The following is a 16,958-nucleotide window of genomic DNA, read 5'->3' as shown; positions in this document are numbered from 1 at the left end:
CATATCATCGACTCATAATTAATAGCTCGATGATATATTTGATAAAAATCTAACTACGGATCAGAGTCCATATTCAAACGAAGCAGATTATTGACATAATAAATGCTTACCGCCCTTGTTTACGCAATAAATAAACAAAGTAAGGAGCACCAATAAATGTTGCCAACAACCCTGCGGGGATTTGGTTCGGGAACAACAGCATGCGGCCACACCAGTCGGCAAATACCATCAGCAGTCCACCTAAAATAGCCGCGATAAACAGTTGTGGAATGGCTCGGCGAAAGCCCATCATACGCGCCATATGTGGTGCCATCAGCCCGACAAAACTTAAAGGCCCAACTGTCAGGGTAGCAGCGGCAGTTAAGATGGCAGCCAATAACAAAATGGCTAACCGGCTAGGTGCAAGCGCCATACCCAGTGCTCTGGCGGTGACACTGCCCAATGGCAAAATCATTAACCATCTGCGGCACAGTGGCGCTAATGCAATCAGCACCAAAGCAACTAAACCGGTTGTTACTGCCTGTGTTCCATTAACCGAGTAGGTAGAGCCAGAAATCCACGCCAGCAAGCCGCGCATACGTGGGTCGCCACTGGCCAGTAACATCGTGATTACCGTGGTAAAGGCGGTGCTCAGTGCAATCCCTGCTAATAGCATTCTGCCGGGAGAGAACCCGCCACGACCAGCAACCACCAGAATCAACAATAACGTGGCCGCAGCCCCTAAGCTCCCGGCGGGTAGCAACCATAGCAACGCATTACCTGGCACGATAAACATCATGACCACCACGCCGAAAGAAGCACCAGAGCTGATACCCAGAACTTCGGGGCTAGCCATTGGGTTACCCGTCAGTTTTTGGATTAAGGTCCCCGCCACCGCCAGCATCATACCGGCCGATAATGCCGCGAGCACACGTGGCCAGCGCCAATGTAACACTGCCTGAAGTTCATCACCGGTAATCCAGCTCCAGCCCTGATTGTCGCGGCCGAGCATAAGCGCTACCGTCAACCCAGCCAGCAGTAACAGCAAACCAACACTTATCCATAATCCTAAATGCTGTCGTTCAGCAGGAACATTATCGCCAAAATCCATATTGGGTGCGGTCGCACTGTGTAAACGTGGCAGTAGCCACAACAGTAGTGGCGCACCAATCAAGGCGGTCGCCGCACCGGTAGGAATCTCCCGCCAGACTTGCGTCAGCCAGATGATGCTCTGATCGGTAACCCAGAGCAGTAACGCCCCGACTACCGGTGCCAGTATCAAGCGCTGAGATAACCGCCGCGCACCAAAAATTTTCGCCAACAGTGGCGCAAATAAACCGATAAACCCAATGACTCCGACTGCATTAACTAACATCGCACTGAAAATAATTGCCACGCCCAGCGCACTCAACCGCGCCAGTGATAACCCCAGTCCTAGATTACGGGCAATGCCATCATCTAGCCCCAATAAGGTTAATGGGCGTATCAGTAAAGCTGCCAATATGCAGGTAATCACTAAGCGTGGCAGAATAAATTGCACCGTACTCCAATCCTGCTGATTCAGTGCGCCACTGCTCCATAAGAACAGCCCCTGCAACTGGTCATAGTTAAATAGTGCCAACAGACCATTAACTGCACCACAGTACAAACCAAGAACCAGGCCGGCCAGAATCAAAGTGACAGGCGAGAGTCGTTTTCCCCAGGCGACACCAAATACTAACGCACCGATGACCATACCACCGGCCATTGCTGCCAGTTGGCGGGTCAATTCGCCACCGGGTAGCATCCATAGGGTAGCTACTGTCAGCCCAAGTTGGGCACCCGCCGCGACACCGAGTGTGGCGGGTTCGGCCAATGGGTTACGCAATACTTGCTGGAATAAAACACCGACTAACCCTAATCCAGCACCGGTGAGCAATGCGACGACCAACCTCGGTAACTGGCTGTAATGGAATAACATCTGGCGAACTTCATTGTTGTCTGGCCGCCATAACGCTTCAGCCCATAATGAAACGGGTAATAATTGGTGCAGATTATATAGAGTCAGTGCCACAGCAATTATCAATAACAGCCCAAGTAATCCAATGGGCAGTAACCCGCTCTTGCGTGGATGGGTTGCCATCATGATGCATTACCCCATGCCTGCTCCAAAAGACGCACAAAACGCATGGCAGACAACGTTGAGCCGTAGAACCATACCGGCGGCAATATTCGTAATTGGTTTTGACGCACAAACGACATAGATTGCCACAACGGAGTGCGAGCAACCTGTTGTAACATTTCACGATTACCATGATCGAAACAGATGGCGCGCCCCTGTTTTATGGTCGCTAAACGTTCAATACCCACAACCGAGCTACCCCAGAGATTGGTTTCCCCCTGCCAGGCATTTTCAATCTTCAATTGGTCCAATACATCTTGGAATAGGCTGCCTTTGCCGATGACCAGCGCATGGCGAGTGTCCAACAGAGTAAACATCAGTAGTGGTGCCCGGCTGGTGCGATAAAGACGTTGACGAGCTACCTGCATAAAGTGGGTAAAGTCAGCAATATGCTGCTCCGCAACCGTTTCTAGCCCTAGCCGTTGGCCCAGCGTACGCAATGAGTTCCGGCCAACTGCCAGCGGTGAACTGCCCTCTTCATTAAAGGCAAAACTCATCGAGGGAGCGATAGGAGCGAGTTTTTCCGGCGAAGGGCCAAAGCCTTGCGACATCAGGATTAGCGACGGTGCCATTTGCTGTAGTAGTTCCAGGTTAGGTTCAGTACGCTGCCCCACATCAATAACACTGGCAGGCAATTCAGGATCTTCAACCCATAGTCGGTAATTATGGGTGTCAGCCACACCATAAGGTGTAACCCCCAATGCCAACAGTAACTCAGTGGGTAACCACTCTAACGTGACAACTCGATTAACATCAATCTTGCCGCTATTCTGCGCCCAACTGGGCAATGACAGCAGTAACGGCGATAATGCTAATGCGGTAAGCAGTCTGCGCCGAGAGTGATCTGGCATCGCGCAATGAGATTCAACCATGGATAAATGTGTTGTCATTAGTACACGAAGCTTACCGGCGCACCACCGGCCGGATGCGGTAATATCCCCATTGGGATACCGTAGATTTGCTCCAATACCTCTCCCTGCATCAGGCTGTCAGCCGGCCCTTGTGCAATCATCTCCCCGCCACGCAATGCCACTAAGTGGTCGCAATAACGGGCGGCCATATTGATATCATGCAACACAGCAATGACCGTCAATCCGCGTTCACGGCTGAGATGTTGAATTAACCCTAATACCTCTACCTGGTGCGCAATGTCCAGTGCCGAAGTCGGTTCATCGAGCAACAGGCAACGGCTATTTTGTGCCACCAGCATGGCCAACCACGCACGCTGCCGTTCGCCACCGGATAAGCTGTCAACCAACCGGCTAGCCAAGGGTTTTAAATCGACCAGCGCAATTGCCTCTTCCACTTGTTGGCGGTCTTCCTGACGAAAACGGCCTAACGCGCCATGCCACGGATAGCGGCCAATCGCCACCAATTCGCGTACCGTCATCCCTTCAGCCGCCGGTAACTGTTGTGGCAAATAAGCAACTTCACGGGCAAACGCTTTGCTGTCCCACAGCGCTAATGGCACATCATTGAGTAAGGCTTCGCCACTTGATGGTGGCTGATGGCGACCCAGCATTTTTAATAGTGTTGATTTACCGGAACCATTATGGCCGATAAGTCCGCAGACTTTGCCTTGTGGGAATGTCAGTGACAGTGGCTGTAATAAGGTTCGGCCGGGAACCGAAAAACTCAGCTCACGGAGGATAAAAGTGCTGGATTGGCTTGCCTGTTGGTCCAAGATGGTGCCCTGCGATTAAAAGTTAACGGGTTTAACAATTATTGCGACCCGAACGTTATCGAAAAATAGCGAGAAAGTGAATCGAAACGATAATAATTATCAAAGTGAAATAATTATCAAAGCAGGTAGTTTATGCGTAACCTGCGACGAACTGCAAGCGCTAAGCCAGTCGATTGAGTAGTAAGAAATGAGAGGATAAGGTGCGGGGGCAAAACAGTGGAGCTGTGGAGCATGAATAGACTGGCACGGTCGCGATAACCGTGCCAGTGGGTTAACTGTTACTGGCCGAACATATCTTTTATCCAACCGGCAACACCGTCGCCTTCGGCTTGTGGTTGCGAAGCGGGCTGGGCCGCCTTACACAACCCTTGCGGATTCTCAGTCCAGACAGGAATGGTGCGCATACCACCAGTCTCACCACAGACAAAGTTACCCGCCGAATCAATGCTCATCTCGCTAATCCCTTCCGGTGGTTGCAACACCAACGGCAGTGGAGTCTGGTTCTCCAGATAGCGGCGATACAAGGTTAACGCACCATTGGCTCCGGTCAGTTTTGCCGGGCCGTTATTGTCACGACCAACCCAGGCAATCGCCACTTCCTTACCATCAATACCGGCAAACCAGCTATCACGCAGGTCGTTGGTAGTACCGGTTTTGGCCGCCAGTGTGTATTTGGAGAATTTCACTGACAGCGAACGAGAGGTACCACGGGCCACCCCTTGTTGCATCGCATAAAGTGTCAAATAGGCCGCCTGAGCAGGTACCATGCGTTCCGCCTGTGGGAAGCTCTGATACAGCACGGTGCCATCTTCGGCAATAACCGAACGCACCGCCGATAACGGTGCACGGTTACCGCCACTGGCGATAGTCTGATACTCCTGTGCTACTTCAACCGGAGTCAGGTCAATCGCCCCCAGTAACATGGCCGGAACTGGAGTAATAGCAGCTTTCGGGATCCCTAATCGCTGCAACATCGCACTGATTTGATCCAACCCAACCGACATTCCCAGATTCACCGTCGGCACGTTCAGCGAGTTAGCCAGCCCATCAAGCAACATCACCTGACCACGGAACTGGCGATCATAGTTTTTTGGCTGCCATGATGAACCGTTTGGTAATTTGATCGACAACGGTTGATCAGATAACCAAGTGTTAAGGCGGTATTTATCTGGCTCACTCAATGCCGTCAGATAAGTGGGTGGTTTGGCAAGAGAACCGACTAAACGACGAGCCTGCATTGCACGGTTAAAGCCTGCATACTGCGGCTGTGCGCCGCCCACCATGGCACGAACTTCACCACTGAAGCGGTCAACAATCACCATCGCCGCTTCCAGATCATCCAAATGACGAGCGGCTTTCAGCGCCGGAATGCCGTCTTCAATGGCTTTTTCTGCTGCATCTTGTGAAACCGGATCCAGTGTGGTGAAGATCTTCACACCAGACAGATCGTTAATCTTGTCACCCAGTTTCTGTTGCAGTTCCTGACGCACCATCTGCATAAAGGCTGGCTGGGGAGTAATAACACCGCCTTTGGGCTGTACCCCCAGCGGGCGGGCACTAAGCATGGTGTAAAGCTCTGCGTCAATCACACCTTGATTCTGTAACAGGCGCAACACCAGATTGCGACGTTCAAGTGCCAGCGTTGGGTTACGCCATGGGTTATACAGCGACGCCCCCTTCACCATACCCACCAGCATCGCTTGCTGATCAAGGCTCAGTTCATTTACCGGGCGACCAAAGTAATACAGGCTTGCCAGCGGGAAACCACGAATCTGATCACTACCACTTTGACCGAGATACACTTCGTTCAGATACAGTTCCAGAATCCGATCTTTGCTGTAACGGTAATCCACCAACAGAGCCATATAGGCTTCGTTAAGTTTGCGCCACAGTGAACGCTCGTTGGTCAGGAACAGGTTTTTCACCAATTGCTGCGTCAGGGTACTGCCGCCCTGCACCGCTTTACCGGCAGTCAGGTTAGCGACTACTGCGCGGCCAATGGAGTACGGGCTGATGCCATCGTGCTCATAGAAATGGCGGTCTTCGGTTGCCAGCAAAGTATCGACTAACAAATCAGGGAAACCGGCACGCGGCACAAACAGACGCTGTTCACCGTTAGGTGATTGCAGCATGGTAATCAACTTAGGATCAAGGCGCAGGAAACCGAAATCACGCTGATTATCCAGATTTTGGATCTGGGCCAGACGATCGTTTTTAAACACCAAACGCGCGCGGATCTGGCCCTCTTTCGCATCAGGGAAATCAAATGGGCGGCGCAAGATATCAATACTATCGCCCTGAACCGTGAATTCACCTGGACGGGTCATACGGGTAACCTGCCGGTATTGCATCCCTTCCAGCAAATCGACCATCTCTTTTTTGCTGTAGGACATCCCCGGTTCAAGGTTAACCATGCGGCCATACACAGCGGCTGGCAGTTGCCAAACTTTGCCATCGATGCGGCTGCGAATTTGCGAATCGAGGTAAACCCCATAAATAGCCAGCACCACGGCACCGACTAAAAACAGTTTTATAAATAAGCCGAGCCAGCGGCGTTTTTTACGGGGCGGACGTGATGCTACCTTTCTTGGCATCGGCTCTTCCTCGTCATCGTAGTCATCATCGTCGTGCTCTTCGTCATCTAAATAGTCTTCTTCTTCGAACTCATCTTCATCACGCCGCCGGCGCAGTGGCCGTTTCGATGTGGCTTTGGGTAGGGCTTTCTTGCCCTTGCGCCCTATTGGCTCGCGGTCATCCCCAGACATGTATTTCTCTCCACGCGCATTGGCGATTATTGCGGCTTATACCCGTCATACTTCAAGCTGCATGCGCGTTGGCTGCGTTCAATCACCCGAATCACTTACTTATGTAAGCTCATCGGGACTCACTCGCTTGCCGCCTTCCTGCAACTCGAATTACTTTGGGTATCATATATTCCCCAATTTGTCGGATAGAAAGGGGAAACATCTGAAATTATTGGCTGTTGGCCATGTGATCTTATTTATCTTGGTAGTTTTTAGTCCGGCGAGTCGGGCGGGTGTTCGCGGGATCATCCGGCCAGACATGTTTGGGATAACGCCCTTTCATCTCTTTTTGTACCTCCCGATATGCGCCTTGCCAGAAAGCGGCTAGATCACCCGTAATCTGTAATGGCCGATGTGCCGGGGAGAGCAGTTCTAACACCACCGCCACCCGCCCGCAGGCCAGCATCGGGCTGTGTTGTTCGCCAAAGACCTCCTGCAAACGCACCGCCAGTACCGGTGGCCGCTCGACATAATAACGGATTGGCAGGCGGCTCCCCGTGGGCACAGTGTAATGAGTTGGCAGCTCAGTATCCAGCCGTTGACGTAACTGCCAGCTCAACAAGCGGGTTAATGCCTCGCTAATATTCACTTGCCGCAATCCGCGGAAAGCCCGCACGCCGGACAGCGACGGCTGTAACCACAGCTCAAGTTTGCTCAGCAAACTGTCATCATCCATCGCAGGCCAAGGCTCCTCAGGTAGCCAGCGGGCAGCAAATTGTAATCGAATGCGTAACTGCTCGGCATGCTCATCCCAATTGAGTACCTGCAACCCTTGCTCGCGTATCCAGTTAAGTAATGCCGATTGCAATGCCTCATCGCTCGGCTTGGCTAACGGTTGCGCCCGTAAGGTCAAACGCCCGATTTGCCAGCGTCGCCAGGCCCGCAGCGTACCCTTTTCTTCATCCCATTCCACCACCGTCCGCTCGTCGACTAACCGGGGTAATTGTTTTACTAGTTGTTCAACATCAATCGGCAATGCCAGCAAAATACGCGCATCCGGCCCGCTGTTGCTTTGTAATAAGTTGGCGGCCACCAGCCAGGGGGTACGTGACAGCGCCTCATCCTGAGCCATTGCAGCCCCCATACCGTTAGCCAACAGGTAGCGACCATCCAGCCCTCTCTGCTGCGCGATGCGATCAGGGTAAGCCAGTGCCAGTAATTGACCGGCGAGATTACTGTCCACGTTGCCTGAACGGCGGTTGACTCTTTGCGTCAATTGCCGTGCCCGGCGCTGCCAGTGAGGTTGCGGCCGACTAAGCCAATCGTGTAAATCAATCTGACCAGAACGGGGTGGCTCTTCCAAAATGGCGGCCAGCAATGCCGCCGTTGCCAACGCATCGGGGCTTTGCTCTGCGGCAAAGCACAACATGGCCGCCAAACGCGGTTCACAACCTAAACTCGCCATACTGCGCCCCGTAGCACTAAGGTGGCCATGGGTGTCGATGGCCCCGAGTCGCATCAATAACTCGCGCGCGACAGTGAGTGCCGCCTGCGGCGGTTGATCCAGCCAGCTCAGTTGTGCCACATCCTGACAGCCCCAATTCAGCAGTTCCAACCATAAGCTGCATAGATCGCTGTTGAGGATTTCCGGCTCACTGTATTCCGCTGCTCGCTCGGCTTGCTCTTTAGCAAACAAATGCCAGCAGATACCCGGTTCCAGCCGCCCGGCACGCCCGGCACGCTGAATCATTGAGGCCTGACTGATACGCTGAGTGACTAATCGGGTCAGGCCATTTTTAACATCAAAACACGCTACCCGTTCCAAGCCACTGTCCACCACCAGCCGGATGCCTTCAATGGTCAAACTGGTTTCGGCAATATTAGTCGCCAGCACCACTTTGCGCCGTCCGGCGAGAGCCGGTTGAATCGCTTTCTGCTGTTCACTGAGCGGCAGCGCACCATACAGCGGGCAAAGATCTGTGTCGTTGGCTACTGCACCGTGCAAGCGCTCCATCACGCGATGGATTTCACCGACACCGGGTAAAAATAGCAATAAAGAACCGGTTTGCTCATTTAATAAACGCTTAACCCGACTGGCAACCCCATCTTCAATCCGCTCATGGCTTGATAGCGGCTGATAGCAGCGATCGACGGGAAAGCTGCGCCCTGCCGAGACAATGGCTGGCGCGCAAGGAAGTAGCGAGGAAAGGCGCTGGTTGTCCAGAGTCGCGGACATGATTAACAGTTTCAGGTCATCGCGCAGCCCCTGCTGTACATCCAGCAATAGCGCCAGCGCTAAATCAGCTTGCAAACTACGTTCATGGAATTCATCGAGGATCACCAGCGAGACGCCCGTTAGCTCAGCATCCTGCTGGAGCATGCGCGTCAAAATGCCTTCGGTTACCACTTCCAAACGCGTATCTGGCCCGCTTTTGCTTTCAGCACGCATCCGATAGCCTACCGTCTGGCCGGGTTGTTCCCCCAGTTGTTGCGCCAGGCGGTAAGCCACATTTTTCGCCGCCAGCCGCCGTGGTTCCAACATGATAATCCGCCCCGGCAACCCACTGTATTGCAGGATTTGCAGCGGTAACCAGGTCGATTTTCCCGCGCCGGTCGGGGCATGGAGTAAGACTTGCGATGAGGTTTGCAACGCAGAGAGTATCTCGCTGAGCACTTCACTTACCGGTAAAGCAGTCACTGTCGCATCACGCTCTTTCTGGTTCACCACCACATTTGTCTCCATGCTCTACTTTCATCGTCAGTCATTGTAACATCATGGCCGTAGAGCGTATTTAGCCGAGTGATTATGCCAACCAGATGATAGATACCGTTGATAAAACTAAAACAAGTCTCCGTCGCATGTTCTTTGCCCTGACACTGCCTGAAACCATGCAGCAGGATATTATGCAATGGCGGGCGGCGAGCTTCCCACCAGAGGCCGGTCGCCCTATCGAGGCCGCTAATATGCACCTGACACTGGCATTTCTTGGCGATATAAGTGCCGCTAAAGCACAGGTATTGCAGCAGCAAGCCGGGCGTATCAGCCAGGCTGGCTTCAGCGTAACCTTAGATGATGTCGGCCATTGGCCTGGTTCGGGCGTGATATGGCTTGGCTGTAAAAATCCGCCCCGGGGCCTGTTGCAGTTGGCGCAGTTGCTGCGATCTCAGGCTGCGCGCAGTGGTTGCGCCCAAACATCACTGCCATTCCACCCCCATGTGACCTTGTTGCGTGGCGCTACCCGCCCGGTAGTTATACCGGCCAAAACCAATAATCAACGCTTGTGCGTAGACCACTTCTCACTGTATGAGTCAGTATTGGTGCGCGGTCGCACCCGCTATACCCTGATACAAAGCTGGCCGCTGGCTAGCGGCGAAAGGAAATTTGATGACGTCTAACCCTCAATTGTTATCTTTTAACCCACGGTTACAGCCCGCCACACTTATCCTGCGGTATAAACGCTTTTTAGCTGATATTGTGACACCCGCTGGAGAATCATTAACTATTCATTGCGCTAATACCGGGGCAATGACGGGTTGCGCGACGCCCGGAGATACAGTTTGGTATTCGACCTCAGATAACCCGAAACGTAAGTATCCCCACAGTTGGGAGTTAACGCACACCCAAAGTGGTGATTGGATTTGCGTAAATACCTTACGGGCCAATGAGTTAGTTAGCTCTGCGATAGATAAAAACCATATTGTTGAATTATCTGGTTACACTTCTGTCAAAAGAGAGATTAAATATGGAGACGAGAACAGCCGTATAGACTTGTTATTGCAGGCAGAAAATAGGTCTAACTGCTATATTGAAGTCAAGTCGGTTACCTTATTACAGCAACAGTGTGGGTATTTCCCGGATGCCGTCACCCTACGGGGTCAGAAGCATCTCAGGGAGTTACAAAGCATGGTTGCCGACGGTCACCGGGCGGTACTTTTTTTTGCCGTATTGCATACGGGCATCAGGCAAGTCGCTGCGGCCCGACACATTGACAATCGCTATGCAGAATTGCTGGCCCAGGCTCAGCAAGCAGGAGTGGAGGTTATTTGCTACGGTTTTCAACTATCGCCTGACGGTATTGCGCTGGACGCCCGCTTACCGTTATTACTGGCCGAAACGCTCTCACCAACAAGCGCTGAATAAAGAAGCGATTATTGGAGAAAGTTGTTCGCCAAATACGCCTTCCTTCACACCATTGTCAAGCAGGCGACAGGAATAATTGCTAACCTACCTTCCTTCTGGTATTTATAGCGGCCTGATTTTTCCCCGTATTGGGGATTTCGATAGTGCGTATGAATGTAGGAGAAGCATCATGCAAGAAGGGCAAAAACGTAAAACCTCGTCCTTGAGCATTCTCGCCATCGCTGGGGTAGAACCGTACCAAGAGAAGCCAGGCGAAGAGTATATGAATGCCGCCCAGCTGTCGCATTTCAAGCTGATTCTTGAAGCATGGCGCAACCAGCTCAGGGATGAAGTGGATCGTACTGTATCGCACATGCAAGACGAAGCCGCTAATTTCCCTGATCCGGTAGACCGCGCTGCGCAGGAAGAAGAGTTTAGTCTTGAACTTCGTAACCGCGACCGCGAGCGTAAACTGATTAAAAAGATCGAAAAAACGCTGAAAAAAGTCGAGGATGACGATTTCGGTTTCTGCGAGTCTTGTGGCGTAGAAATTGGTATCCGTCGTCTGGAAGCACGGCCAACTGCAGATTTGTGCATTGACTGTAAAACCCTGGCCGAAATCCGCGAAAAGCAGATGGCAGGCTAACTGCATACCCAATGAAATTGGCGTTGTAGATAGGCAGCAAGCGAACGAATCCCGATGCGCTAACAAACAAGTAATTCGGGCGAGAGGCGTAGCTAACAACCCTACAACTCCAAATATGAAGGGTATAACACGGTGCCAGAGTCACCTCCGGCACCGTATCTATTAAGCGGAATTCCCTTCCCTTTTTATGTCCGAAGATATCAGTACTCAACAGCCCAGTGTGCTGCAACATTATGTTCAGCAACACTATGTTCAGCAACATAAGTACGTGGGCCGTTTTGCCCCATCCCCGTCTGGTGATTTACATTTTGGTTCACTGATTGCCGCACTCGGGAGTTACCTGCAAGCCCGTGCTCAACGCGGGAACTGGCTAGTTCGCATTGAAGATATTGACCCCCCCCGAGAAATTCCCGGAGCTGCTTCCCGTATCCTGGCGGCATTAGATCACTATGGCCTCCATTGGGACAGTCAGGTTATCTATCAGTCCCAGCGTCATGAAGCCTATCGCGCCACATTAGACTGGTTGAAACAGCAGGGCCTGAGTTATTACTGCACGTGTACACGCAGCCGCATTCAACAGCTAGGGGGATTCTACGACGGTTATTGCCGTGACCGCCATTTACCTGCTGATAGTGCCGCCATTCGTTTGCGACAGACACAGCCGATTTATGCCTTTTATGATAAATTACTGGGTGAGTTGCATGTTGAATCTGCGCTGGCACAAGAGGATTTTATTATCCGCCGCAGAGATGGCTTATTTGCTTATAATTTAGCTGTGGTGGTTGATGATGCTTTTCAAGGCGTGACAGAAATTGTGCGTGGGGCTGATTTGATTGAACCTACCGTGCGCCAAATAGCCCTCTACCAACAGTTACAGCAGCCCGCTCCGAGCTATTTGCACTTGCCATTGGCACTGAATCATGACGGTAATAAGTTATCCAAGCAAAACCATGCAACACCTCTACCGGATGGCGATCCGCGCCCGATTTTGGTTGATGCATTGAAGTTTTTACATCAACCGCTGCCAGAATGCTGGCAAGATCTTGATTTACCGTTATTATTACGTTTTGCAGTCGAAAATTGGACGTTGGCAGCAATTCCGCTTCACGGGGCAATAGCAGTCACTGAAAACACAACGGCATTCTCAAAGTAAGCACGGTGAGCTATGATTAGCCGCTGTTTTTCTGTAGTTCTGTTATTTATTAGCCACTATCGAGGTGTACCATTTTTACCCGAGTAGCCAATTTCTGCCGTAAGGTACTGATTCGCGATGATAAATCAGAACGCGATAACAAAGCTGTCCGTGATGATACGGCCCGTGATGGTAGTGCCCGTAAAGATAAAGTGCCCGGTGAAGATAACGTGGCCCGCAAAGAGAAAAGGCCTGCCAGAACAAATACTGGCCGCAAGAATCATGCGGTGCCTGCTTCACAACAGAGTGCGATGACGATTATTCCGCGAGATCAGCACAATATTTCCCGTAGAGAGATCAGCGATAATGCGCTGAAGGTTCTCTATCGCCTGAATAAATCAGGCTATGAAGCCTATCTGGTTGGCGGCGGCGTCCGCGACCTGTTACTGGGCAAAAAACCGAAAGATTTTGATATCACCACCAGCGCGACACCAGAACAAGTGCGGAAATTATTCCGTAACTGTCGTCTGGTTGGTCGCCGTTTTCGCCTGGCCCATGTCATGTTTGGCCCTGAGATCATTGAAGTTGCCACTTTCCGTGGCCACCATGAGCAACAACCGGCGGAAGATAGCGACAAGAACTCTTCCCAGCAAGCGCAAAATGGCATGCTGCTGCGTGACAATATTTTTGGCACCATCGAAGATGATGCTCAGCGCCGTGATTTCACCATTAACAGCCTCTACTACGGTATTTCTGATTTTGCCCTGCGTGATTACACCGGTGGCTTGCGTGATCTGAAAGAGGGCATTATCCGGCTGATTGGTGATCCTGAAACTCGTTACCGTGAAGATCCCGTGCGCATGCTGCGTGCAGTGCGTTTTGCCGCCAAATTGGATATGACGATCAGCCCGGAAACCGCTGAGCCGATCCCACGTCTGGCCTCATTACTGCACGAGATCCCGCCAGCGCGCCTGTTTGAAGAATCACTCAAACTGTTGCAATCGGGTTATGGTTATAAAACCTATTTAAAACTGTGTGAATATCAGTTGTTCCAACCATTATTCCCATTGATTGCACGCAATTTCACTGAGCAGCATGACTCTCCGATGGAGCGCATCCTGGTTCAGGTACTAAAAAATACTGACCATCGTTTGCATAATGATCAACGCGTCAACCCAGCGTTCTTATTTGCGGCTATGCTTTGGTATCCGTTGATTGAACATGCGCAAAAACTGACGCAGGAAAGCGGTTTGGCGTATTACGATGCCTTTGCGCTGGCAATGAATGATGTGCTGGATGAAGAGTGCCGTTCGTTGGCCGTTCCAAAACGTATTACCTCACTGGTACGGGATATCTGGCTGCTGCAACTGCGCCTGTCTCGCCGTCAGGGTAAACGTGCGCACAAGTTGATGGAACATCCGAAATTCCGTGCTGCTTATGATCTGTTAGCGCTGCGGGCTGAAGTGGAAAATAACCATGAGTTGCAGCGTTTGACACAATGGTGGGGGGAGTTCCAGGAAGCCACACCGCTTCAGCAGAAAACCATGCTGAATACGTTAGGGGCTGATCCGGCACCACGACGCTCTCGTCCCCGCCGCCCACGTAAGCCAGCACCACGTAAAGAAGGGGCATAATTCGCATCATGATCCGGGTCTATATCGCGTTAGGCAGCAATCAGGCCATGCCACTGCAACAGGTTAAAACCGCCCTGGAAGCGTTGGAGCATCTACCACGCACCCGGTTAGTTGCATGTTCGCCATTTTATCGCACCAAACCGTTAGGCCCACAAGATCAGCCAGATTTTCTTAATGCCGTGGTAGCGTTAGATACCTCACTACCACCCGAGCAACTGCTGGACCACACTCAAGCTATTGAACGCAATCAGGGCCGGGTAAGGAAAGAACAACGCTGGGGGCCACGAACGCTGGACCTGGATATCATGCTGTATGGCTCACAGGTGATAACAACCGATCGCCTGACTGTGCCGCACTATGGTTTGAAAGAGCGCGAGTTTATGCTCTATCCGCTGGCTGATATCGCACCTGACCTGATTTTCCCCGATGGCGAAACATTATCAGAACGTCTTAAATGGGTGGATAAAAACGGTCTGGTGCCTTGGTAACTCATACTTGCCAAATTCAACATATAGCATCCCTATCTGATATCCCCTCCATCTTAACCCCTTGTCTCAGGAGAAAAGAGTGATGAAAGCCACCACCATGAGCCACTTGCGTCAATGGAAACAAGAAAAGCGTAAGTTCGCCACACTGACAGCCTATGATGCCAGTTTTGCCCAGTTGTTTGTCGAGCAAGGTATTGAGGTACTGCTGGTGGGTGATTCGCTCGGTATGACGTTACAAGGCTTCGACTCGACTCTGCCAGTCACCACCGCGGATGTGGCTTATCACACCCGTGCGGTGCGCCGAGGTGCGCCTCATTGCCTATTATTGGCCGATATGCCCTTCATGAGTTATGCCACACCAGAGCAAACATTTACTAATGCCGCAGAGTTGATGCGCGCCGGGGCCAATATGGTCAAACTGGAAGGCGGTAGCTGGTTATGTGATACCGTGCGCATGCTCGCTGAACGTGCCGTTCCGGTATGCGGACATCTGGGATTAACCCCGCAGTCAGTTAATATCTTCGGTGGCTACAAAGTACAAGGCCGCGAAGAAGTAGCAGCGAATCAGCTACTGAAAGATGCACTGGCACTTGAACTCGCGGGGGCGCAATTATTGGTACTGGAATGCGTGCCAGTAGAACTGGCAAAACGGGTTAGCGAAGAGCTGGCTATTCCGGTGATTGGTATTGGTGCTGGTAATGTCACTGACGGGCAGATACTGGTTATGCACGATGCGCTGGGCATTACTGGCGGTCATACCCCTAAATTCAGTAAGAATTTCCTGGCACAAAGTGCCGGTGATATTCGCGCCGCCATTAAGCTGTATATTCAGGAAGTTGAAAGTGGCCTATATCCGGCGGAAGAACATACATTCCAGTAAATTGTGCTGATAATACGCTGCTATTACATCCTATTTATACCCAATAGATTTCAAGATGCAGGAAGGCGGCAAGCAGAGGCGAGGCCCATGAATGGGTCGAGTAACCACCACCTGCAATTTGAAAGATGACCGGTATCGGAGAAAAGAATGCTGATTATTGAAACCCTGCCGCTATTGCGCCAGCAAATTCGCCGTTGGCGTCAGGAAGGAAAGCGAGTTGCACTGGTACCAACCATGGGTAACCTGCATGAAGGGCATATGACATTAGTGGAAGATGCCAAAACCCGTGCCGATGTGGTGGTCGTGAGTATTTTTGTCAATCCGCTGCAATTTGAACGCCCGGATGATTTAGCTCGCTACCCACGCACTTTGCAGGAAGATTGCGAGAAGTTGACCCGTCACGGTGTGGATCTGGTATTCGCCCCTGCGGCAGTCGATGTCTATCCAGCCGGTCTGGAAAGCCAGACCTATGTCGACGTCCCTGCCCTGTCTACTATTTTAGAAGGTGCCAGTCGCCCTGGTCATTTCCGTGGTGTATCCACTATCGTCAGCAAACTGTTCAATCTGGTGCAACCAGATGTTGCCTGTTTTGGTGAAAAAGATTATCAGCAACTGGCACTGATCCGTAAAATGGTGGCGGATATGGGCTATGACATCAATATTATCGGGGTGCCGATTGTGCGGGCGAAAGATGGTCTGGCACTGAGTTCCCGCAATGGCTATCTGACGGCTGAAGAGCGAAAAATCGCCCCGCAGCTCAATAAGATAATGCAAGCTCTGGCCGAGAAACTGATCTTGGGTGAAAGGCAGATTGATGATTTGCTGGCTGACACCGCAGAGCAATTACGTCATGCCGGTTTTACCCCGGATGAACTGTTTATCCGCGATGCCCACACCTTGCAACCATTGACCGTCGACAGTAAACAAGCCGTTATCCTGCTGGCCGCCTGGCTGGGTAAAGCACGCCTGATTGATAACCAACAGGTTGATTTACGTAGTTAACCCCGGACTGCGGTGAATAGCGGCCTAGCCCGGTTTTCACCGCACATCCCCTTTCCCTGCTCCTCTTATTCTTCACTAAACAAGGTGTTAACCCGAAAGCATTTTCTCTGTCTTTGGTATGTAATACATCGAATAAATAAAAGGGGATTGAAGATGGAAATTAGGGTTGGAAACCCTCTGTTTTCTACTGAGATTAGTCACTCAGTCATCGCAAATATAGCGAAAAACACAACACCACCATCGATGAGTCTATGGGAGATAATAAAGGACTTTTTCTGTTGTACCCATCATGCTGAAGCATTGGATTGTCTCTATCAACTGTGCCATCCTGTGAATAATACCGATGCAATGAACCCGGAGGAAATTCGCGGCAACATAGCAAAAGCGTTTAATCAATTAAAACAGTTAGCAGCACCAGGATATGAAGATAGATTTTCTCATCCTGATAGCCCGAATGAGCAAGAGCAACATTTCATTATTACTGATAA

Annotated in this window: 13 protein-coding genes and 1 pseudogene; 9 read left to right on the top strand and 5 right to left on the bottom strand. The window is 51.4% G+C overall.

The features are described 5' to 3' along the window. Positions 1 to 106 precede the first annotated feature (106 nt). The 5 genes from fhuB to hrpB all read right to left on the bottom strand — a co-directional run bounded on the left by fhuB (position 107) and on the right by hrpB (position 9,311). Entirely contained in the window at positions 107 to 2,104 is a 1,998-nt protein-coding gene (gene fhuB, locus V1952_RS12875; protein ID WP_420074859.1) for a Fe(3+)-hydroxamate ABC transporter permease FhuB, read from the bottom strand. Further along, the gene (fhuD, locus tag V1952_RS12870; RefSeq protein WP_420074860.1) at positions 2,101 to 2,991 is read right to left on the bottom strand and encodes a Fe(3+)-hydroxamate ABC transporter substrate-binding protein FhuD; all 891 of its coding nucleotides are present in this window, start codon (positions 2,989 to 2,991) and stop codon (positions 2,101 to 2,103) included. Before fhuD ends, fhuB begins: the two co-directional genes overlap by 4 nt. Before the next feature lie 38 nt (positions 2,992 to 3,029). Further along, complete coding sequence (gene fhuC / locus V1952_RS12865; RefSeq protein ID WP_083160448.1) at positions 3,030 to 3,824, bottom strand: Fe3+-hydroxamate ABC transporter ATP-binding protein FhuC; 795 nt, start codon at positions 3,822 to 3,824, stop codon at positions 3,030 to 3,032. A gap of 278 nt (positions 3,825 to 4,102) precedes the next feature. After that, positions 4,103 to 6,589 (bottom strand): bifunctional glycosyl transferase/transpeptidase, encoded by a 2,487-nt coding sequence (gene mrcB, locus V1952_RS12860; RefSeq protein ID WP_420074858.1) that lies wholly within the window; start codon positions 6,587 to 6,589, stop codon positions 4,103 to 4,105. A gap of 232 nt (positions 6,590 to 6,821) precedes the next feature. Beyond that, entirely contained in the window at positions 6,822 to 9,311 is a 2,490-nt protein-coding gene (hrpB, locus tag V1952_RS12855; RefSeq protein WP_420074857.1) for an ATP-dependent helicase HrpB, read from the bottom strand. Between the two features lie 74 nt (positions 9,312 to 9,385). Here hrpB and thpR point away from each other — a divergent pair, with 74 nt between their 5' ends. The 9 genes and pseudogenes from thpR to V1952_RS12810 all read left to right on the top strand — a co-directional run. Further along, a complete protein-coding gene (gene thpR / locus V1952_RS12850) occupies positions 9,386 to 9,964 on the top strand; it encodes an RNA 2',3'-cyclic phosphodiesterase (protein ID WP_420074856.1) in 579 nt (192 codons plus the stop codon). Next, positions 9,954 to 10,709 carry a DNA/RNA nuclease SfsA gene (gene sfsA / locus V1952_RS12845; RefSeq protein WP_372558036.1) on the top strand — a complete coding sequence of 252 codons (756 nt, stop codon included), beginning with the start codon at positions 9,954 to 9,956 and terminating at the stop codon, positions 10,707 to 10,709. The genes thpR and sfsA overlap by 11 nt, the downstream gene beginning before the upstream one ends. 169 nt (positions 10,710 to 10,878) lie before the next feature. Continuing rightward, a complete protein-coding gene (gene dksA / locus V1952_RS12840; protein WP_002209354.1) occupies positions 10,879 to 11,334 on the top strand; it encodes an RNA polymerase-binding protein DksA in 456 nt (151 codons plus the stop codon). 187 nt (positions 11,335 to 11,521) lie between these two features. Continuing rightward, a complete protein-coding gene (gene gluQRS, locus V1952_RS12835; RefSeq protein ID WP_372558035.1) occupies positions 11,522 to 12,487 on the top strand; it encodes a tRNA glutamyl-Q(34) synthetase GluQRS in 966 nt (321 codons plus the stop codon). Positions 12,488 to 12,777: 290 nt separating this feature from the next. Continuing rightward, complete coding sequence (pcnB, locus tag V1952_RS12830; protein ID WP_372559821.1) at positions 12,778 to 14,100, top strand: polynucleotide adenylyltransferase PcnB; 1,323 nt, start codon at positions 12,778 to 12,780, stop codon at positions 14,098 to 14,100. Between the two features lie 8 nt (positions 14,101 to 14,108). Continuing rightward, complete coding sequence (gene folK, locus V1952_RS12825) at positions 14,109 to 14,588, top strand: 2-amino-4-hydroxy-6-hydroxymethyldihydropteridine diphosphokinase (RefSeq protein WP_372558034.1); 480 nt, start codon at positions 14,109 to 14,111, stop codon at positions 14,586 to 14,588. 82 nt (positions 14,589 to 14,670) lie between these two features. Beyond that, positions 14,671 to 15,468 carry a 3-methyl-2-oxobutanoate hydroxymethyltransferase gene (panB, locus tag V1952_RS12820; RefSeq protein ID WP_083160460.1) on the top strand — a complete coding sequence of 266 codons (798 nt, stop codon included), beginning with the start codon at positions 14,671 to 14,673 and terminating at the stop codon, positions 15,466 to 15,468. A gap of 147 nt (positions 15,469 to 15,615) precedes the next feature. Further along, positions 15,616 to 16,470: a pantoate--beta-alanine ligase gene (gene panC / locus V1952_RS12815; protein ID WP_372558033.1), complete on the top strand. Its 855-nt coding sequence runs from the start codon at positions 15,616 to 15,618 to the stop codon at positions 16,468 to 16,470. A 153-nt stretch (positions 16,471 to 16,623) separates the two neighbouring features. Next, positions 16,624 to 16,958: pseudogene (locus tag V1952_RS12810) on the top strand (hypothetical protein); the annotation flags it as partial.

The sequence above is a fragment of the Yersinia sp. 2542 StPb PI genome (genome assembly GCF_048593855.1).
In the GTDB taxonomy this organism is placed as follows: domain Bacteria; phylum Pseudomonadota; class Gammaproteobacteria; order Enterobacterales; family Enterobacteriaceae; genus Yersinia; species Yersinia enterocolitica_E.
The sequence above is the reverse complement of the archived record's forward strand: the minus strand, read 5'-3'. Positions and strand labels throughout refer to the sequence as shown.